The sequence below is a fragment of the Streptomyces sp. NPDC101160 genome, assembly GCF_044768205.1.
Lineage (GTDB): Bacteria > Actinomycetota > Actinomycetes > Streptomycetales > Streptomycetaceae > Streptomyces.
The window spans coordinates 1,197,104-1,215,278 of record NZ_JBIWPJ010000001.1; the positions used below are offsets into that span (position 1 = coordinate 1,197,104).

19 protein-coding genes are annotated in these 18,175 nt (G+C 73.2%); 8 read left to right on the top strand and 11 right to left on the bottom strand.

Annotated features, from left to right (window positions below):
- Positions 1–154 precede the first annotated feature (154 nt).
- From ACIRSU_RS05255 to ACIRSU_RS05270, 4 genes are all read right to left on the bottom strand, one after another.
- Positions 155–946 carry a spermidine synthase gene (locus ACIRSU_RS05255; RefSeq protein ID WP_403789405.1) on the bottom strand — a complete coding sequence of 264 codons (792 nt, stop codon included), beginning with the start codon at positions 944–946 and terminating at the stop codon, positions 155–157.
- 247 nt (positions 947–1,193) lie between these two features.
- On the bottom strand, positions 1,194–2,054 hold the full coding sequence (locus ACIRSU_RS05260) for a patatin-like phospholipase family protein (protein WP_403789297.1): 861 nt from the start codon (positions 2,052–2,054) through the stop codon (positions 1,194–1,196).
- Between the two features lie 258 nt (positions 2,055–2,312).
- A complete protein-coding gene (gene tuf / locus ACIRSU_RS05265) occupies positions 2,313–3,533 on the bottom strand; it encodes an elongation factor Tu (RefSeq protein WP_403789298.1) in 1,221 nt (406 codons plus the stop codon).
- A 304-nt stretch (positions 3,534–3,837) separates the two neighbouring features.
- Entirely contained in the window at positions 3,838–4,548 is a 711-nt protein-coding gene (locus tag ACIRSU_RS05270; protein WP_403789299.1) for a DNA alkylation repair protein, read from the bottom strand.
- Positions 4,549–4,713: 165 nt separating this feature from the next.
- Here ACIRSU_RS05270 and ACIRSU_RS05275 point away from each other — a divergent pair, with 165 nt between their 5' ends.
- From ACIRSU_RS05275 to lnt, 5 genes are all read left to right on the top strand, one after another.
- The gene (locus ACIRSU_RS05275; RefSeq protein ID WP_403789300.1) at positions 4,714–5,412 is read left to right on the top strand and encodes a TVP38/TMEM64 family protein; all 699 of its coding nucleotides are present in this window, start codon (positions 4,714–4,716) and stop codon (positions 5,410–5,412) included.
- 90 nt (positions 5,413–5,502) lie between these two features.
- Positions 5,503–5,982 carry a hypothetical protein gene (locus ACIRSU_RS05280; protein WP_403789301.1) on the top strand — a complete coding sequence of 160 codons (480 nt, stop codon included), beginning with the start codon at positions 5,503–5,505 and terminating at the stop codon, positions 5,980–5,982.
- A gap of 145 nt (positions 5,983–6,127) precedes the next feature.
- Complete coding sequence (locus ACIRSU_RS05285; protein ID WP_403789302.1) at positions 6,128–7,003, top strand: undecaprenyl-diphosphate phosphatase; 876 nt, start codon at positions 6,128–6,130, stop codon at positions 7,001–7,003.
- A gap of 72 nt (positions 7,004–7,075) precedes the next feature.
- Positions 7,076–7,513 carry a nuclear transport factor 2 family protein gene (locus tag ACIRSU_RS05290; RefSeq protein ID WP_403789303.1) on the top strand — a complete coding sequence of 146 codons (438 nt, stop codon included), beginning with the start codon at positions 7,076–7,078 and terminating at the stop codon, positions 7,511–7,513.
- A 179-nt stretch (positions 7,514–7,692) separates the two neighbouring features.
- The gene (gene lnt, locus ACIRSU_RS05295; protein ID WP_403789304.1) at positions 7,693–9,345 is read left to right on the top strand and encodes an apolipoprotein N-acyltransferase; all 1,653 of its coding nucleotides are present in this window, start codon (positions 7,693–7,695) and stop codon (positions 9,343–9,345) included.
- Here the strand turns inward: lnt and ACIRSU_RS05300 are convergent.
- Together ACIRSU_RS05300 and ACIRSU_RS05305 are read right to left on the bottom strand one after the other, a co-directional pair.
- Entirely contained in the window at positions 9,269–10,174 is a 906-nt protein-coding gene (locus tag ACIRSU_RS05300; protein WP_403789305.1) for a Gfo/Idh/MocA family protein, read from the bottom strand. The two genes, lnt and ACIRSU_RS05300, sit on opposite strands and share 77 nt — an antisense overlap.
- A gap of 41 nt (positions 10,175–10,215) precedes the next feature.
- A complete protein-coding gene (locus ACIRSU_RS05305; protein WP_403789306.1) occupies positions 10,216–11,403 on the bottom strand; it encodes an FAD-dependent monooxygenase in 1,188 nt (395 codons plus the stop codon).
- 93 nt (positions 11,404–11,496) lie between these two features.
- On the opposite strand from ACIRSU_RS05305, the gene ACIRSU_RS05310 reads away from it, so the two are divergent.
- The 3 genes from ACIRSU_RS05310 (at position 11,497) to ACIRSU_RS05320 (ending at position 13,403) form a co-directional block, all read left to right on the top strand.
- Positions 11,497–12,147, top strand: a complete 651-nt coding sequence (locus tag ACIRSU_RS05310) for a TetR/AcrR family transcriptional regulator (protein ID WP_403789307.1) — start codon at positions 11,497–11,499, stop codon at positions 12,145–12,147.
- Between the two features lie 44 nt (positions 12,148–12,191).
- Positions 12,192–12,728: a DinB family protein gene (locus ACIRSU_RS05315; RefSeq protein WP_403789308.1), complete on the top strand. Its 537-nt coding sequence runs from the start codon at positions 12,192–12,194 to the stop codon at positions 12,726–12,728.
- A 177-nt stretch (positions 12,729–12,905) separates the two neighbouring features.
- Positions 12,906–13,403, top strand: a complete 498-nt coding sequence (locus ACIRSU_RS05320; protein WP_403789309.1) for a hypothetical protein — start codon at positions 12,906–12,908, stop codon at positions 13,401–13,403.
- Positions 13,404–13,507: 104 nt separating this feature from the next.
- On the opposite strand, the gene ACIRSU_RS05325 is transcribed toward ACIRSU_RS05320, so the two are convergent.
- The 5 genes from ACIRSU_RS05325 to fabG all read right to left on the bottom strand — a co-directional run bounded on the left by ACIRSU_RS05325 (position 13,508) and on the right by fabG (position 18,173).
- Complete coding sequence (locus ACIRSU_RS05325; protein WP_403789406.1) at positions 13,508–13,999, bottom strand: hypothetical protein; 492 nt, start codon at positions 13,997–13,999, stop codon at positions 13,508–13,510.
- Between the two features lie 86 nt (positions 14,000–14,085).
- Positions 14,086–14,769 (bottom strand): uracil-DNA glycosylase, encoded by a 684-nt coding sequence (gene ung, locus ACIRSU_RS05330; protein ID WP_403789310.1) that lies wholly within the window; start codon positions 14,767–14,769, stop codon positions 14,086–14,088.
- Positions 14,770–14,873: 104 nt separating this feature from the next.
- Positions 14,874–16,454 carry an ABC transporter substrate-binding protein gene (locus tag ACIRSU_RS05335; RefSeq protein ID WP_403789311.1) on the bottom strand — a complete coding sequence of 527 codons (1,581 nt, stop codon included), beginning with the start codon at positions 16,452–16,454 and terminating at the stop codon, positions 14,874–14,876.
- A gap of 148 nt (positions 16,455–16,602) precedes the next feature.
- Positions 16,603–17,370 carry an SDR family oxidoreductase gene (locus ACIRSU_RS05340; RefSeq protein WP_403789312.1) on the bottom strand — a complete coding sequence of 256 codons (768 nt, stop codon included), beginning with the start codon at positions 17,368–17,370 and terminating at the stop codon, positions 16,603–16,605.
- A gap of 41 nt (positions 17,371–17,411) precedes the next feature.
- Complete coding sequence (fabG, locus tag ACIRSU_RS05345; protein WP_403789313.1) at positions 17,412–18,173, bottom strand: 3-oxoacyl-ACP reductase FabG; 762 nt, start codon at positions 18,171–18,173, stop codon at positions 17,412–17,414.
- Positions 18,174–18,175: the final 2 nt, after the last annotated feature.

Sequence of the window (18,175 nt, forward strand, 5' to 3'; positions counted from 1 at the left end):
TCCGAACCTGACCGACTCGGCACGCCCGGCGGGTAACGACACCGTCCCTCGGCCCCGCGTCGGGCGGCAGCCGGGCCCGTCGGCCGGGCCGGGCCGGATCAGCAGGCCCGGCGAGAACCGGGACCGATCCTCGGTCTCCCCTCCCCTTCCCGCCTCAGCCGATGCCGAACGCGCCCTCCGGCGGCACCGGCGACTGCACCGCCTCCGCGTCGTGCACCGGCCGCGCGTCGCCCGTGAAGCGGGCGAGCGCCTCGCCCCACTCCACGCGCGCCGGGAAGGGGTCGGCCGCCGTGCGGCGGGCCAGGCCGGCGGTGTCGATCTCCTCGTCGGAGGCGACCAGGACCGCGTTGCCGAAGCGGCGGCCGCGCAGGACGGCCGGTTCGGCGATGAGGGCGAGGTGGGGGAAGACGGCGGCGAAGGTGGCGAGCTGGGAGCGGAGGAAGGCGAAGGGGGCGCCGTCGGCGAGGTTGGCCGCGTAGGTGGCGCCCGGGCGCAGCACGCGGCGGGCCTCGCGGGCGTACTCGACGGAGGTGAGGTGGGCCGGGACCCGGGAGCCGCCGAAGACGTCGCCGATCAGCAGGTCGACGGAGGCGTCGGGCACGGCCTCCAGCCAGGCGCGGGCATCGGCGCCGTGGACCTCGATGCCGGAGCCCGGCGGCAGTGGCAGGTGTTCGGCGACGAGCGCGAGCAGCCCCCGGTCGGCCTCGGCGACGTGCTGCCGGGAGCCGGGCCGGGTGGCGGCGACGTAACGGGGCAGGGTGAGCGCCCCGCCGCCCAGGTGCAGCACATCGAGCGGGGCGCCTTCCTCGGCGACCCGGTCGACGACATGGGCGAGCCGCTGGGCGTACTCGAACTCCAGGTGCGCCGGGTCGTCGAGGTCGACGTACGACTGGGGCGCGCCGTCGACCGTGAGCAGCCAGCCCCGCTCGGTGTCCACGTCGGGCATGAGCCGGGCGGTGCCCCAGTCGACGTCACGGACGACGGGAATCGCCTCGGTCGGCTCGTACGACTCGGCCGGCTCGAACGACTGGGCCGACGCAGACGACTTGCCCCGATCGTTCGGCTCGTCCCGCTCGTTCGGCTCGGTCGGGTCGCTCGGCTCGTCCCGCTCGTTCGGCTCGGTCGGGTCGGTCGGGTCGCTCGGCTCGTCCCGCTCGTTCTGACCGTGGTGCTCGGGGTGCTCGTTCACTCCCTCATTGTCCCCACAGGGCCGCGACGGCCTGCGCATGGGCCGCGGCCTGGGCCCGTCCGGCGCGGGCCGCGGGGGCCCGGCGGGTCGGGTCGAGCGGGTTGCGGCCGAACGCCTGCTTGGACTCGGCGTCGGGCGTGATCACCTCGACCCGCGCCCCGGCCGCGGCGAGCGCGGCGCCCTGCGTGGCCGGCGAGACGATGACCTTGCTGCCGGCGCCGCTGGGAGCGATGACCACGACCCGCTCGTAGCCGGCGGCGAGGTGGGCGTTGGCGGTGGAGTGGAGGCCGCCGTCGATGTAACGGTGCCCGACGAGTTCGGCGACGGGCCAGACGCCGGGGATCGCGCAGCTGGCGGTGACGGCGTCGACGAGCGAGACGGCCGCGTCGGCGCCCTCGAAGGTGGCGAGTTCGCCGCTGTCGGCGTCGACGGCGGTGATCACGAGCCGCCGCTCGGGCCACGCGGTGGCGGGACCCAGCCGGCCGGCGATCACCTGACGGCGGACGGCCGGAGCGACGGTGGTGGCGGCGCCGGCGAGCCGGCCGAGCCGCCGCCCGTACTCCTCGGGGGTACGGGACCGGAGCACGGCCAGCGCGTACTTCACGATCTGCCCGAAGCCGAGCCGCGCCGACAACTCCCCGAGCGGGTCGCCGAGCTGACTCTCGTACAGCGCGTCGAGCGGGAACTTCCCGGAGGCCAGCTGGGCACCGACGACCGCGCCCGCGGAGCTTCCGACGATCAGATCGGCGGTCGTCAGGTCCGTCCCCGCCTCGGCGAGTCCCTGCAGGACCCCGATCTCCCACCCCGCACCGGTCACGCCGCCCGCGCCCAGAACCAGTGCCGTACGCCTCGTTGTCTCGGTCATGATCAAAGTGTGTCGGACAGCCGACCACCCGCGTCCCGCGGGGGCCGGAATGCGGCGCTCCGGGCGTGACCGCGCGACCGCGCGACCGCACGACGGCCCTCGGCCGGCACGCCGCCGCGCCACGCTGCGGCGGTGCAGCGCCGTGCGCAACCTGGAGGCGTCGCCGGGTCGGCGCGGCCTCGCCTGCGTCACCCACGCCGAGCAGCGAGAGTGACGCACGCGGACCACCCGGCGGCGCCGTGCGCACCGAGCGCCGGGTCAGAGCACCTCGGTCACCGTGCCCGCGCCGACCGTGCGGCCGCCCTCGCGGATGGCGAAGCCGAGGCCGGGCTCCAGGGGCAGGTCGCGGCCGAGCTCGACGGTCATGGTGACCGTCTCGCCGGGGCGGGCCACGCCCTGGTCGCCGAGGTCGACGGCGCCGACGACGTCCGCCGTGCGGAGGTGGAACTGCGGCCGGTAGCCGGTCGAGACGGGCGTGCGGCGGCCACCCTCGGCGGCGGACAGGACGTGCACCCGGGCCGTGAAGCGGCGGCGCGGCTCGACGCTGCCGGGACGGGCCACCACATGACCGCGGCGGACCGCGCCACGCGGCACGCCGCGGAGCAGCAGCGCGACGTTGTCGCCGGCCTGCGCCGACTCCATCGGGCGGCCGAAGGTCTCGACGCCGGTGACGACGGTCTCGGTGTCCGCGTCCGCGCCGAGGACGGCGACCCGGTCGCCGAGCCGGACGGTGCCGCGCTCGACGGCTCCGGTGACGACGGTCCCGCGGCCGGTGATGGTGAGCACGCTCTCCACCGGCATCAGGAACGGCGCCTCCACATAACGCACCGGTACCGGCACGTACGTGTCCACCGCGTCGAGCAGCGCCTCCACGGCCGCCGTCCAGCGCGGGTCCCCTTCCAGGGCGCGCAGCCCGGACACCCGGACGACCGGCAGGCCGTCGCCGCCGTAACCGTGCGCGGTGAGCAGCTCGCGTACCTCCAGCTCGACCAGGTCGGTCAGCTCGTCGTCGGCGCCGTCCGCCTTGTTGAGCGCCACCACGATGTGGTCGACGCCGACCTGACGGGCCAGCAGGACGTGTTCGGCCGTCTGCGGCATGATCCCGTCGAGCGCGGAGACGACGAGGATCGCCCCGTCGAGCTGCGCCGCGCCGGTGATCATGTTCTTGACGTAGTCGGCGTGCCCGGGCATGTCGACGTGCGCGTAGTGCCGGGTGTCCGTCTCGTACTCGACGTGCGCGGCGTTGATGGTGATCCCGCGTCGCGCCTCCTCGGGCGCGCGGTCGATCCGGTCGAAGGGCACGTACGTGGTCGGGCCACCGGTGCCGCGCTCGCTGAGGACCTTGGTGATGGCGGCGGTGAGGGTGGTCTTGCCGTGGTCGACGTGGCCCATGGTGCCGATGTTGAGGTGCGGCTTGGTGCGGGCGTACGCCTGCTTGGACGTCTTGGACGTGTGGGTCGTGTGGGACGTGTGGGACATGGCTGATCGCTCGTTTCGCGACTCGAAGCGTGTGCGGGGACCCCGTGGCCGGACCGACCCTCCCCCTGTGGGGTCCGCCGGACGATCCGGGGAGGGTCAGCTTCGGTCGCCGCCGGGCGTCGCGACGACGGCGACAGCGGCAGGAACATCGAGAGCGGCGAGAGCGGCGAGATCTGCCGGAACCGCGACGACGGCAGCCTTCGGCGCGTCCGCGACTGCGGACGGCGCTGCGGGGAAGGCGTACCGGGACATGCCCCCGATGTTCCCGGCTCTCCCGGCCCGCGTCGAGCGAATTTCCCGGCCGTCAGAGGTTCTTGAGGGCCTCGCGGACCGAAAGCGGGGAGAAGCGGGAGGTGTTGTGGGTGACGAAGGCGCGGACCTCGTCGGGCGCCGTCTTGGCGTACTCGCGCAGGCTCCAGCCGATCGCCTTGCGGATGAAGAAGTCCGGGTGCGCGGAACGCAGCAGGCAGTAGGAGAAGAGCCGGCCGGCGTCGGTCGCGGTCTTGTAGCGGAGCTGGTGGAGCAGGGCGGTGCGGGCGATCCAGAGGTCGTCGTCGGCGATCCACTCGTCCATGTCGGAGACGAGCGCGGGGTCGGCGAGGACCAGGCCGCCGACGACGTGGGCGGCGAGGTGGTCGACGGTGTCCCACCAGGAGACGGTGGTGACGAGGGTGCGGGCGACCGGCAGGAAGGCGGAGGAGCAGCGCCTGACGTGCCGGCGCAGGTAGTCGACGGCGAAGTAGTGGTACTCCCGCTCGGGCAGCGCGAAGCAGCGCAGCGCGATCGCCGTGCAGTCGGCCTCGTCGGGCGCGGGGAGCCCGTCCAGGACGGTGCGGGACAGGGCGCGGCGCTCGGGCGTGCGCAGGCCGAGGAAGGGGGCCACGCCCTTCATGTACGCGACCATCTCCTGCGCCCGGAAGGGGTCGCCCGCGGCGGGGTAGACCCCGGTGAGGCGGGTGAGCACGGTGTCGGCGAGGGCGCTGTCGGGGACGGCGGGCGTGATGACCTGGGTCATGCCCTCACGATAGGCACCAGGGGCACCGACAGGTGCCGCCCGCGCCCGGCGCAGACCGCGAGGCGGCTGTGGGCGGGCGCGAGGAGGCAGGGTCGGCGCGATCCGGCCAGATCCGGGCATCCAGCGGTACGGCGATCACATCCGTGTGTCGGTTACGCTCCCCGGGTGCTTCTGTCGCCCAAGGCCCGGCTGATCTATCTGGCCGTGATCCTGCTGTCCGCCGGGGTGTCGGTGCTGCTCTTCGAGCCGCAGCGGCTGCTCTCGGCGGGCTGGCCGCCGCAGTCGAGCGGCGCCGGCGCGGTGGTCGTCTTCGGCCTGGCGTACGGGGTGTGCACGGCGGCCCTGGTCCCGCGGCCGATCCTGAACCTGGCGGCGGGCGCGCTCTTCGGCACCGCGGCCGGCTTCACGGCGGCTCTCGCCGGCACGGTCCTCGGCGCGGGCCTCTCCTTCGCGCTGGGCCGCGCGCTGGGGCAGGACGCGCTCCGCCCGTACGTCCGCGGCCGCTGGCTGCAGGCAGCCGACGGCCAGCTGAGCCGGCACGGCTTCCGCTCGATGCTGGCGATCCGGCTGTTCCCGGGGATGCCGTTCGCGGTGGCCAACTACGGGGCCGCCATCTCCCGGATGCGGTACCTCCCCTTCCTGCTGGCCACCGGCCTCGGCTCCGTACCGAACACGATCGCGTACGTGGTCGCGGGCAGCGAGGCCACCTCCCCCACCTCCCCCGCCTTCCTGATCTCGACCGGCTTCATCGTGCTGTCGGCGGTGGTCGCGGCGGTGGTCGGCTGGCGCAAGCGGCACCATCTGCGCAGGCCGGCGGAGGCGGAGGCCCAGCCGGCTCCGGAACGCGAGCACGCGGCCGTCTGACGGCGCCGCAGAGCCGCACAGCCGTAACGCCGCACAGCCGTACAGCCGCATAGCCGTATAGTCGCGTCCAGTTCGCACCCAGGGGGCAGCATGAGCGGGCAGGGCACGTCGGACGGCGGGCGGGACATCGAGGACACCTGGCGGCAGCCGTGGTGGATCGCGCTCGGCGCGGTCGTCACGCTCGGCATCGCGTGGGCGGTGACGGACTTCTGGATCACCCCGTTCGGTCGCGACTTCCCGGACGACTGCGTGCGCGGGCCGCGCGGCGGCTGCGTCACCAACAGCTTCGAGATCCACTGGGTGCCCGGCATCGCCTTCGTCGTCCTGCTGCTCCCCGCCTTCGCGGTGACGGTCATGGGCCTGGTCACCGACCGCTGGCCGCCGGCGCTCGGTCTCGCCGTGGGAACCGTGGCCGGCGGGATCTACACCCTCGTCCAGGGCCAGTCCACGGGGCACTCCGTCTTCGCCATGGTGCTCTTCGTTCTCGCCGCCACGGCCCTGTCCCTGACCGGACTGCGCAAGCTGCGCTCGCCGCGCCGCAGGTCGCAGGGGGATCGGTTCCGCCACTGACCGCCCCGCGACTCGGCGGCCACCGAGCGGCCACCGACCGGCCACCGACCTCCCGCCGCCCCGTGAACGATCACGTCACTTTGTGCCTGTACTCTGCGCACCGACCATATGACCGCGCACGCACATTCGGGACGGCCCTGGCCCCATGAGTTGGTTCGAATCATTCATCCTCGGACTCGTCCAGGGGCTGACGGAGTTCCTTCCCATCTCCTCCAGCGCGCACCTGCGGCTCACCGCCGCGTTCGCCGGCTGGGAGGATCCGGGAGCCGCGTTCACCGCCATCACTCAGATAGGCACCGAGACCGCGGTCATCATCTACTTCCGCAAGGACATCGCGCGGATCATCTCCACGTGGTTCCGCTCGCTCTTCGACAAGGCGCTGCGCCACGACCACGACGCCCAGATGGGCTGGCTGGTCATCGTCGGCTCGATCCCGATCGGCGTTCTCGGCGTCACGCTCAAGGACCAGATCGAGGGCCCGTTCCGCGATCTGCGGCTCACCGCCACCACGTTGATCGTCATGGGCATCGTGCTCGGCATCGCCGACCGGCTCGCGGCCCGCGACGAGACGGGCGGCCGGCACCGGGCGGCCCGCGAGCGCAAGACGCTGGCGGAGCTCGGCGTGCGGGACGGCCTGATCTACGGCGTCTGCCAGGCGATGGCGCTGATCCCCGGCGTCTCCCGGTCCGGCGCGACCATCTCCGGCGGTCTGCTCATGGGCTACACCCGCGAGGCCGCCGCCCGCTACTCCTTCCTCCTCGCCATCCCGGCGGTGCTCGCCTCCGGCGGCATGGAGCTCAAGGACGCGGCCCAGGACGGCGGTGTCTCCTGGGGCCCGACGATCTTCGCCACGGTCATCGCCTTCGCCGTCGGCTACGCGGTGATCGCCTGGTTCATGAAGTTCATCACCACCAAGAGCTTCATGCCCTTCGTGTACTACCGGATCGCCCTCGGCGTCCTCCTCCTCGTCCTGGTCGGCGCCGGCGTCCTCGCCCCGCACGCGGGCGCGTCCGCCGGCTGACGCACCGAACCCCGGGGAATCACCCGCCGCACGGGCCTTGGCCCCGCGCCCGTCAGGCCCGACACTGAGCCGATGACGCAGCGCGTGGATCTCGCGACCGTGATGGACCGGCTCGCCGTCGACGACCTGGTCACCGGCTACGCGATGGCCGTGGACGACTCCGACTGGCCGGCGTACCGGGCGCTCTTCACCCCGGACGGGCGGGCCGACTACCGCGGCTCGGGCGGGATCGAGGGCCCGGCCGCCGAGGTGGCCGACTGGCTCGCCGAGACGATGCGGCTCTTTCCCGTACGCCAGCACCTCATCGTCAACCGCCGGGTCCGCCTCCAGGACCTCGGCGGTTACCCGGGCGACGCGGCGACCGTGCGCGCCGACTACGTGAACCCGATGCGCTTCGAGTCGGGCGCGGACTTCGTGTGCGGCGGACGGTACGGCTTCACGCTGCGGCGCACGGAGGACGGCTGGAGACTGCGCTCGGTGGTCGTCGAGGAGAAGTGGCGCCGGTCGTGACCGGGCCCGGGCCCGCCGGGCCGCCTGAACCTTCCGACGCCTCCGGGCCAACCGGATCTCCGGGCGCGTCCGGTCCCGCCCGCCGTCCGAGCCTTCCGACGCACCCGAACCTCCCGGCGCGTCCGACCCTCCCGCCGCGCCCGCGCGCGCACACTGGAGACGACTCCTGGAGGCGGGGCATGACCGTCGGCGCGCGCACCGAAGCCACGACCGAGGCCGGCGACAGCGGCGGCGGGCGGTGGTCCGGTGTGCGGCGTTCCGCCCTCGCGCTGGTGCTCGGCGCGCTGCCCGCGCTCGCCTTTCCCGCGCCGTCCCTGTGGTGGTTCGCGTACGTCGCCCTCGTTCCCTGGCTGCTGCTGATCCGTACGGCTCCGAGCGCGCGCCGGGCCGGTCTGGACGGCTGGTCCGGCGGGGTCGGCTTCATGCTGGCGGTGCACCACTGGCTGCTGCCGAGCCTGCATGTGTTCCTGCTGGTGCTCGCCGCGCTCATGGGGCTGCTGTGGCTGCCGTGGGGGCGGCTCGTGCGGGCGATGCTCGGCGGGCGGCCGTCTCCGGGGCGGGCCGCCGCCGCGCTCCTGGTCGTCCCCTCCGGCTGGCTGATGGTCGAGCTGGTCCGGTCCTGGCAGGGCCTCGGCGGGCCCTGGGGGCTGCTCGGGGCGAGTCAGTGGCAGGTGCCGCCGGCGCTGCGGCTCGCCTCGGTCGGCGGGGTGTGGCTGGTGAGCCTGCTGGTGGTGGCGGTGAACACGGCCGTCGCCCTGCTCTTCGCCTCGACCGCGCCCGTACGCCGCACCGGGATCGCCGGTCTCACCGGTGGCGCGCTGGCCCTGGGGCTTGTCTGGTGGGGCGTCCCTGCGCCGCGGCTCACCGGCACCGTGCGGATCGCGGTGGTCCAGCCGGGCGTGTACGACCCCGACGGGGCCGGGGTCGCGGGCCTGCGGTTCAGTCGGGGCGAGGCGCTGACCCGGGCGCTGTCCGGGCAGCGGCTCGACCTGGTGGTGTGGGGCGAGAGCAGCGTCGGCGCGGACCTGCGGACCCGGCCGGAGCTCTCGGCCCGGCTCACCGCGCTCGCCCGGCGGGTCGGGGCGCCGGTCCTGGTGAACGTGGACGCGCGCCGCTCCGACCGGCCCGGGATCTACAAGAGCGCGATCCTGGTCGGGCCGGACGGGCCGACGGACGAGCGCTACGACAAGATGCGGCTCGTGCCGTTCGGCGAGTACATCCCGATGCGGCCGATGCTCGGCTGGGCGACCTCGGTCGGCAAGGCGGCGGCCGAGGACCGGCGGCGCGGCACGACGCCGGTGGTGATGACCCTGCCGGCCGCCCCGGGCGGCACGGCGCCCGGCCTGCGGATCGGTCCGCTGATCTGCTTCGAGACGGCCTTCCCCGACATGAGCCGGCGGCTCGCGAACAACGGCGCGGCGGTGCTCGTCGCCCAGTCGTCGACCTCGACCTTCCAGGAGAGCTGGGCCCCGGCGCAGCACGCCTCGCTCGGCGCGCTGCGGGCGGCGGAGACGGGCCGGCCGATGGTGCACGCGACGCTGACCGGGGTCAGTGCCGCCTACGGCCCGGACGGGCGGCGTACCGGCCCGGTGCTCGGCACCCGCGCCAGCGCCTCCGCCGTCTACGAACTGCCGCTGTCGGACACCCGGACGCTGTACGACCGGCTGGGCCCCTGGCCGGTGTACGCGGCGGTCCTGGTACTGCTGGCCACCGCCGCGGCGAGGTGGCTGACGAACCGGCTCGGGACGAACGGGCTCAGGACGCCTGGGCGAGGGCCTCGCGGACCACGCGCTCGCACAGCTCGTGGGTCAGCAGGGCGTCCCGCGCGCTGAGCAGCCGCCCTTCGCGTACGGAGTCGAGGAAGGCGTGCACCGCCTGCTCGATGCCGCGCTGACGAGCTACCGGCACCCAGTCGCCGCGCCGCCGCACGGTGGGCTGGCCCTTGTGGTCGACGATCTCGGCGAGGTTGAGGACCTGGCGCTTGGAGTCCTGTCCGGAGACCTCCAGGATCTCCTCGGTGGAGCCGCTCATGTGGTTCATGGTGCCGATGGCGGTGAAGCCGTCGCCGGACAGCTGGAGCACGACGTGGTGCATCAGGCCCTCGCGGATCCGGGCCCGTACGTCGATGTGCTCGACCTCGCCGGGGACGAGGAAGCGCAGGGTGTCGACGACGTGGATGAAGTCGTCGAGGACGAAGGTGCGCGGGTCCTCGGGCAGGCCGATCCGGTTCTTCTGCATGAGGATCAGTTCGCGCGGGTGGTCGGCGCACTGGGCGTAGCCGGGCGCGAGGCGGCGGTTGAAGCCGACGGCGAGGCTGACGGCGCGCTTCTCGGCGAGTTCCACGAGCAGTTCGGACTCGGCGTAGTGGTAGGCGAGCGGCTTGTCGACGTACGTGGGCACGCCGGCCTCCAGGAGCCGGGTGACGATTCCGGAGTGCGCGGAGGTGGGGGCGTGCACGAAGGCCGCGTCGAGCCCGGCGGCGAGCAGCGAGTCGAGGTCGCGGTGGCGGCGGCCGGCGGGCACGTGGAAGGTGTCGCCGACGCGGTCGAGGGTGGCGGCGGTGCGGGTCTGGAGGTGGAGCTCGACCCCGGGAAGGGTGGTCAGCACGGGGAGATATGCCTTCTGGGCGATGTCGCCGAGTCCGATGCAGCCGACCTTCACGGGGTCTCCTCCTGGGGTGGGGGTAGCGGCGTTCGCGCCGGTCAGCTTACGCGCGCGGGCGCGTCGTCGACCGGGGGGTGCCAGTCGGCGATGCCGTCGAAGCCGCGCAGGATCAGCCCGGGGCCGAAGCGGGAGACGGCGGCGGCGAGCACGTCGCGCAGGGCGACGGCGGGTGCGGCGCTGAGCATGGTGGCGCGGCCGGTGCGGGCGGCCCGGCGGACGACGGCGGTGGTACGGGGCAGCCGGTCGGCGGTGTAGGCGGCGAGCGCGCGGTCGACCGGCGCGCCGGTCCGGGCGTGGTGGGCGAGCACGATCGCGTCCTCGACGGCCTGGTTGCCGCCCTGGCCGAGGCTCGGGGTCATGGCGTGGGCGGCGTCGCCGAGAAGGGCGGTGCGGCCGTGGTGGAAGGCGGGCAGCGGGTCGATCAGGTGGTGGACGTCGTGGCGCAGCACGCCGGCCGGGTCGGCGGCGGCGAGGATCTCGGGCACGGGGTGGTGCCAGTCGCCGAACAGACGCAGCAGTTCGGCGCGTTCGTCGTCTTGGGCGTGCGCTCCGGCGGGCGCGGTGGCCGCGGCGTACGCGTAGATCCTGCCGTCCTTCAGCGGCTGGGTGCCCCAGAGCCGGCCGCGGCCCCAGGTCTCGTGCGGCGCGAAGGGGGCGGTGGGGGCGGGGATGACGGTCCGCCAGGTGGTGAAGCCGGCGTAGCGGGGGCCGGGGTGGGCGGGGAAGAGGGTGCGGCGCAGGGCGGAGTGGATGCCGTCGGCGCCGACGACGAGTTCGGCCGCGAGTTCGCCGTCGGGGGTGGTGAGGCGGGCGGGGCGGTGGGCGTCGCCCGGATCGGCCAGGACGGCGGCGGCGCCGGTGCGGATGGTGCCTTCGGGGAGTTCGGCGCGCAGCAGGTCGACGAGGGTGGCGCGGTGGAGGGCCACCAGGGGGCCGCCGAAGCGTGCGGCGGCGGCCTTGGCGTCGGTCCGGACGAGCCAGCGGCCGTCGGGGCGGCGCATGCCGCCGTCGCCCTGCCAGGCGGCGAGCTCGCGGACCGGGTCGCCGAGGCCGATGACGTCGAGGGCGCGCAGGGCGTTGGGGGCGAGGCCGATGCCGGCGCCGACGGGGGCGAGGGAGGCGGCGCGTTCGAGGACGGTGACGTGCCAGCCGCGGGCGCGCAGGGCGACGGCGGCGGTGAGGCCGCCGATGCCGGCTCCGACGACGACGGCGCGGTGCTGTTCCATGACTCCCCCTCGGGGACTACAGGTGTAGTGACGCATGCGAACGTACTACACCTGTAGTCGGCCTGTCAGGCCCGGGTCGGTAGGTTGTCCCTCATGACCGCAGCACCGGCCCCCGACGCACCCGGCACACCGCCCGACACACCGCACGACGCACCCGGCGCACCGCCCACCCGCGCCGATCGCATCGGCGACGCCGCCCTCGACCTGCTGGTGGAGCGCGGGATGCGCGGGCTCACCCATCGCGCCGTCGACGAGCGGGCCGGACTCCCCCAGGGCTCCACCTCCAACCACGCCCGCACCCGCCAGGCCCTCCTGGAGACCGCCGTGCGCCGCCAGGTCGAGCTCGAGGCGGCCGTGCTCGCCCCGCACGAGCTGCCCGCGGCCGGCGCCGGACCGGAGGCCCTGGCCGACGCCCTCGCGCTCGCGCTGCATCGCTATCTGACGGACCACCGGGCGCTGCTCGTGTCCCGCTACGAGCTCGCCCTGGAGGCCACCCGCCGCCCCGAGCTGCGCTCCTTCTTCGACGCGGCGGGCAGCGTCTTCCACACCCCGCTGATCGCGATGATGCGCGCCGCCGGCTCCCCCGCGCCCGAGCGGCACGCGCTCTCGCTCGTCGCCTGGTGCGAGGGGCTGATGTTCTCCTGCGCCGCCGGGTCCTTCCACGCGGCCGTACCGGGCCGGGCGGAGCTGCGCACCGGGTTCGACGAGCTGCTGCGGGGCATGCTCGGCGGCACCGGCGGCTGAACCACCGTCAATTCCCTGGCATCGGAACGGGATCATCGGCAAGGATGCGGAGCATGTTTGCCGAACGCATCGAAACGGACCCGCGCACGCTGCCCGACACCCAGGAGGCGGAGCGCACGGCTCTGGAACAGTGGCTCGACTGGCACCGCCTGACCCTGGCCGTGAAGTGCGCGGGCCTCGACGACGCGCAGCTGCGCACCGCCTCCGCGCCGCCGTCCGACCTCAACCTGCTCGGCCTGGTCCGCCACATGGCCGAGGTCGAGCGGGGCTGGTTCCGGCGGGTCCTCACCGGGGAGGAGGTCGGCTGGATCTACTCCACGGAGGAGGACCGGGACCGGGACATCCACGTCACCGACGAGGACACCTGGGAGGAGGCGTACGCCACCTGGCAGGCCGAGATCGAGCAGGCCAGGGCCAACGCGGCCGGCCGCGGTCTCGACGACCTGAGCGTGGGCAGGCACCGCTCCGGCCAGACCTTCAACCTGCGGTGGATCTACCTGCACATGATCGAGGAGTACGCCCGCCACAACGGCCACGCGGACCTCATCCGCGAGCGCATCGACGGCGCCACCGGCGACTGAGCCCGCCCCGACGCGCCCGGAAGCTTCCGGACGCTTCCGGGCGCGGGCCCTGGGCGCACGCGGCCGGCCCGCGCGGTCAGCCCCTGCGGTCAGCCCGCGCCCGGGTGATCACTCGTGCGGGGCATTCCCCGCGAGTAGGGGTTCGCGGAGCCGGCCGCGGCCAGCAGAGTTGCGCGGGTGCATGCAACCAGAACCACAGTGACGCTGCTCGCCGGCGTGGCCGGGATGGCGGTGGCCGCCCTCTCCGGCTGCGTCGCCGTCCAACCGTCCCCCGCGGCCCCCGCGCCCGCCCCCGCGCCCGTCGCCTCCTCCGGCCCCGCCGGTCAGGACGTCGCGCCCCAGATCGTCCAGGGCCCCGCCCGGGAGGCCCTGGAGGCGGCGATGCCCGATCCCCCGACGCCCGAGCCCCGCTCGACCGTCGCCCGCCACCCGGCCGGCGGCCCGGCGGCCCCGACGCACCGGCACCAGGCCACCAGCCCGCGCCCCGACCACGTACCGGGACAGCAGCGCCGGCACCCGGCCGCCGGTATGCCCGAGCTCGGTATGCCCGAGCTGCCGGAGGTGGCGAAGGCGCCGCACTCCCGGGCCGATGTCTGCGCCCTCGGCGAGGCGTACGGCGGCTGGAGCCCGCGCAGCGAGCAGGCGCGGATCTGCCGGGGTACCTACGGACACTGAGCCGCGGCACCCGCGACCGCGAGGCACAGGGACCCGCGCACCCTGGGATACGAGGCCTCGCGGACCTTGGGGCACGGGGACCCTCGGGCCTCCGGGTACGTGCCTCACTGCCCGCGCAGCCGCAGCTCCAGGCGCTCGATCGCGGCCCGCACCCCGTTCCCGTACCCGTCGTCGTCCAGGTACGCGGAGGCAGCGCGGGCCCGGTCCAGGTGGACGCGGGCCGCGTCGGGACGGGCCAGTTTCACGTAGTCGGCGGCGAGGTTGAGGTGGAGCGAGGGGTAGAGGGCGCGCAGCGCGGCCGCCGAGTCGTGCCGGGCCAGCCGGTCCTCGTCGAGTCCCTCGGCGGCGGTCAGCGCCCGCAGGTCCCAGGCCAGCTCGGTGTCCGGGTCGTCCTGGGCGTCGGCCATGTAGTGGGCGAGCGTGCAGCGGTGCAGCGGGTCGCCGTCCGGTCCGAGCTGCTGCCAGATCGCGCCGAAGCGGTTGCGGGCCTCCTCCCGGTCGCCGCCGTGGAGCAGCATCATCGCCTGCCCGATCCTGGTCATGACGGCGTCGTCCGACACCTGCTGCCCGGTCAATACGGCCTCCACGCTGTCCATGCGGTCGCTGCGGCCCCCGTACGAGACGGCCGGGGACAAGAGTCGGATCCGACGCTAACCGGCGCCGCGCCGGATCCGGGCGAGGCTCAGCCGAGGTCGGGGATGCGCCAGTCGATCGGCTCGTGTCCCTGGGCCGCGACGGCCTTGTCGATCTGGGTGAACGGCGCCGAGCCGAAGAACTTCTTCGCCGACAGCGGCGAGGGGTGGGCGCCCTTCACCACGACGTGCCGCGACTCGTCGATGAGCGGCAGCTTCTTCTGCGCGTAGTTGCCCCACAGCACGAAGACCACCGGGTCGGGGCGGGCGGAGACGGCCGAGATGACGGCGTCGGTGAACTTCTCCCAGCCCTTGCCCTTGTGCGAGTTGGCCTCGCCGGCGCGGACCGTGAGCACCGCGTTGAGCAGCAGCACGCCCTGCTCGGCCCACGGCATCAGATAGCCGTTGTCGGGGATGGGGTGGCCGAGCTCGGCCTGCATCTCCTTGTAGATGTTGCGCAGCGAGGGCGGGGTCTTCACGCCGGGGCGTACGGAGAAGCACAGGCCGTGGCCCTGGCCCTCGCCGTGGTACGGGTCCTGGCCGAGGATGAGGACCTTCACTTTGTCGAACGGGGTGGCGGCGAGGGCGGCGAAGACCTCCTCGCGCGGCGGGTAGACCGGCCCCTTGGCCCGCTCCTCCTCGACGAACTCGGTGAGCTGCGCGAAGTAGGGCTTCTCCAGCTCGGCGCCGAGGACGCCGCGCCAGGACTCGGGCAGCATGTCGGTGTCGGTCACGTCAACAACCTCCGGTGGGCGTTCTTGTTACTCCGAACGAGAACCTACCGGGACCCACTGACAACGCCGCCCGCTCCCTCCTCCTCCGCGGGATTCCGCGGTTCCTACCAGCTGGTACGGCGGCTGAGCTCCCACATCTGCATGACGGTCTGCGGGTCGAGCGCCCGCTCGCCGCCGCCGATGTCCTCGCTGGCGGCGATGTAGAGCTTGCCCTGCCACAGCGGCAGCAGCCGGACGTCCTGGACCATGACCTCCTGGGCCTGGTTGAACTCGTCCGTGACGGCCCCGCGGTCGCTGACCCGGCGCGACTTGGGCAGCAGGTCGTCGGTGATCTCCGGGCTGATGTACGGGGTGCCGAGGACGTTCTCCTTGCCCACGAAGGGGGCGATGAAGTTGTCCGGGTCGGGGAAGTCGGGGAACCAGCCGCGGCCGAAGACCGGGTACTCGCCGTGCTGGTAGCCGGCCTGGAACTCCTTCCACGGCTTGCCGTGGAGGGTGATCTTGAACAGCCCGGACTCCTCGAGCTGCCGCTTGAGCTCGGCGAACTCGCCGACGGTGGCGGAGCCGTAACGGTCGGTGGTGTACCAGAAGTCCAGCTCGACGGGGTCCGTGATGCCGGCGCCGCGCAGGATGGCCTTGGCCTTGGAGACGCTGGGCGAGCCGAAGCGGTCGTAGAACTTGGTGGTGTGCGCGGCGATGCCCTTGGGAACCATGGAGTACAGCGGCTCGGCGGTGCCCTGGTAGACCTTGCTGACCAGTTCGTCGCGGTCGACGAGCTGGGCGATGGCCTTGCGCACGGGCAGCTTGGCGACCGCTCCGTCCTTGGCGTTGAAGACCAGGTAGCGGATGTCGGCGCCGGTGGACTCGACGAGCTGGAGGTGCTCGTTCTCCGGCTTGTCGGCCTGGAGGTCGACGACCTCGGCGGCCGTCAGACCGCGGTAGGTGGCGTCGATCTCCTTCTTCCTCAGGGCGGCGACCATCGGCTCGGACTCCTTGAAGTACCGGATGGTCACGCCGCCGTTCTTGCGGTCGGCGAAGCCCTTGTAGCTGGGGTTGGTGTTCAGCCTGGCCTCCTCGCCCTCCTGGTAGGAGTCGAGGACGTACGGGCCGGAGCCCATGAGCTTGCCGTCCTCGCGGAGCTTGTCCGCGGGGTACTCGGCCGGGTCGACGATCGACATGGCCGGGGTGGCGAGGATGAACGGGAAGGTCGCGTCGGGCTTGTTCAGCCGGAAGACCACCGTGCTCGGGTCGGGGACCTCGATCTTGTCGAGCGAGCCGAGCATGCCGTTGGGGCCGCCCTCGACCTTGATGGTGCGGATCCGCTCGATCGAGTACTTGACCGCGTTGGCGTCCAGCTTGTGACCGTTGGAGAAGGTCAGCCCGTCATGGATCGAGCACTCGAAGACCCGGCTGTTGGAATCCGGCTTGAACTGGCAGTCGGCGGCGTCCGGCTTGGGCGCCGCGCTGCCGGTGGGGAAGGCCACGAGCGTCTGGAAGACATTCCGGAAAAGCTCCCAGGAATTGTCCCAGGCGGCCGCGGGATCGAGCGTCGTGGGAGAACTCGTCGTCCCTACGACGATTCTCTGTTCCGCCGTGGATTCGGCGTCCGAAAACACACTGCATCCGGACAGGACGGATATGGACGCAAGAGCTGCAGTTGCCTGCAGGCTGGTCCGGTTGAACACGCGCACGCTCCTCGTTCAGCCTGGGGTCGGCAGACGATACCGCAGCGCCCCGCCAGATCAATGACCGACCCTGACGGGGCACTTGAGGCATTCCGCGTGCAACCGGGGCCAAACCGGTCAGGAATTCAGGAAAGTGTCCGGATAACGGTCACTCGACTCCGGAGTTCAGGAAAAGACCGCCGTCGACGACCAGTGTCTGGCCCGTGATCCACTCCGCCTGGGACGAGGTGAGGAAGGCGGCGGCACCGCCGATGTCCTGCGGCTCGCCGAGCCGGCCCAGCGCGTAGCGGGAGGCCGCCTCGGTCTCCCGGCCCTCGTAGAGCGCGGCGGCGAACTTCGTCTTCACGACGGCCGGGGCGATCGAGTTGACCCGGACCAGTGGCGCGAACTCGTGCGCCAGCTGGAGGGTGAGATTGATCATGGCGGCCTTGCTCATCCCGTACGCGCCGATGAACGGCGACGCGGAGATTCCGGCGATCGAGGCGATGTTCACGATCGCCCCGCCGTGTTCCTTCTGCCAGGCCCGGTAGGTCTGCTGGGCGAAACCGAGCGCCGAGACCACGTTCGTCTCGAAGACCTTGCGGGCGACGCCCAGGTCGAGCTCGGCGATCGGGCCGAAGACCGGGTTCGTACCGGCGTTGTTGACCAGGAAGTCGACCCGGCCGAAGGCCGCCATCGTGGCCTCGACCGCGGCGGCCTGGTGGGCCTCGTCGTGGGCCTTGCCGGGCACCGCGATGACCCGGTCGGCGCCGAGCCGCTCCACGGCCTCCTTGAGGGCCTCCTCGCCGCGTCCGGTGATGCAGACCCGGTCGCCGCGGGCGACCAGGGCCTCGGCGACGCCGTATCCGATGCCCCGGCTGGCGCCGGTGACCAGGGCCACCTTGCCCGAGAGCTCGGGCAGCTGCTTCGCGCTCATGTCCTTGACTCCTCTTCCTCAGGCTCCTCTCGCGCCGCGCGTCAGTTGAGCGGGCCGCCGGCCACGTACATGACCTGGCCGGAGACGAACCCGGCGTCGTCACCCGTGAAGAAGGCGATGGCGTTGGCGACGTCCTCGGGACGGCCGACGCGCTGCACCGGGATCATGGAGGCGGCGGCCGCCTGGAACTCCTCGAAGCCCATGCCGACCCGCTCGGCGGTCTGCGCGGTCATCTCGGTGACGATGAAACCGGGGGCGACGGCGTTGGCGGTGATGCCGAACTTGCCGAGCTCCTTGGCGAGGGTCTTGGTGAAGCCCTGCAGACCGGCCTTGACGGCGGAGTAGTTGGCCTGGCCGCGGTTGCCGAGGGCCGAGGAGGAGGAGAGCGAGACGATCCGGCCGAAGCCGGCGTCCACCATGTGCTTCTGGACGGCCTTGGCCATCAGGAACGCGCCCTTGAGGTGCACGTTCATCACGATGTCCCAGTCCGACTCGGACATCTTGAAGAGCAGGTTGTCGCGGAGCACGCCCGCGTTGTTGACGAGGATGGTCGGCGCGCCGAGTTCGGCGGCGACACGCGCGACCGCGGCCTCCACCTGGGCGCTGTCGGAGACGTCGCAACCGACGGCGAGCGCGCGGCCGCCCGCGGCGGTGATCTTCTCGACGGTGTCCTTGCAGGCCGCCTCGTCGAGGTCGAGCACGGCGACGGCGCGGCCCTCGGCCGCGAGCCGGATCGCGGTGGCGGCGCCGATGCCCCGCGCCGCACCGGTGACGACGGCTACGCGCTGCTCGGTGGTGGACATGC

Coding starts and splice junctions, on each gene's coding strand:
- ACIRSU_RS05255 (WP_403789405.1), bottom strand. CDS start 946: ATGCCCGACGTGGACACCGAGCGGGGCTGGCTGCTCACGGTCGACGGC.
- ACIRSU_RS05260 (WP_403789297.1), bottom strand. CDS start 2,054: ATGACCGAGACAACGAGGCGTACGGCACTGGTTCTGGGCGCGGGCGGC.
- tuf (WP_403789298.1), bottom strand. CDS start 3,533: ATGTCCCACACGTCCCACACGACCCACACGTCCAAGACGTCCAAGCAG.
- ACIRSU_RS05270 (WP_403789299.1), bottom strand. CDS start 4,548: ATGACCCAGGTCATCACGCCCGCCGTCCCCGACAGCGCCCTCGCCGAC.
- ACIRSU_RS05280 (WP_403789301.1), top strand. CDS start 5,503: ATGAGCGGGCAGGGCACGTCGGACGGCGGGCGGGACATCGAGGACACC.
- ACIRSU_RS05285 (WP_403789302.1), top strand. CDS start 6,128: ATGAGTTGGTTCGAATCATTCATCCTCGGACTCGTCCAGGGGCTGACG.
- ACIRSU_RS05290 (WP_403789303.1), top strand. CDS start 7,076: ATGACGCAGCGCGTGGATCTCGCGACCGTGATGGACCGGCTCGCCGTC.
- lnt (WP_403789304.1), top strand. CDS start 7,693: ATGACCGTCGGCGCGCGCACCGAAGCCACGACCGAGGCCGGCGACAGC.
- ACIRSU_RS05305 (WP_403789306.1), bottom strand. CDS start 11,403: ATGGAACAGCACCGCGCCGTCGTCGTCGGAGCCGGCATCGGCGGCCTC.
- ACIRSU_RS05310 (WP_403789307.1), top strand. CDS start 11,497: ATGACCGCAGCACCGGCCCCCGACGCACCCGGCACACCGCCCGACACA.
- ACIRSU_RS05315 (WP_403789308.1), top strand. CDS start 12,192: ATGCGGAGCATGTTTGCCGAACGCATCGAAACGGACCCGCGCACGCTG.
- ACIRSU_RS05325 (WP_403789406.1), bottom strand. CDS start 13,999: ATGGACAGCGTGGAGGCCGTATTGACCGGGCAGCAGGTGTCGGACGAC.
- ACIRSU_RS05340 (WP_403789312.1), bottom strand. CDS start 17,370: ATGAGCGCGAAGCAGCTGCCCGAGCTCTCGGGCAAGGTGGCCCTGGTC.
- fabG (WP_403789313.1), bottom strand. CDS start 18,173: ATGTCCACCACCGAGCAGCGCGTAGCCGTCGTCACCGGTGCGGCGCGG.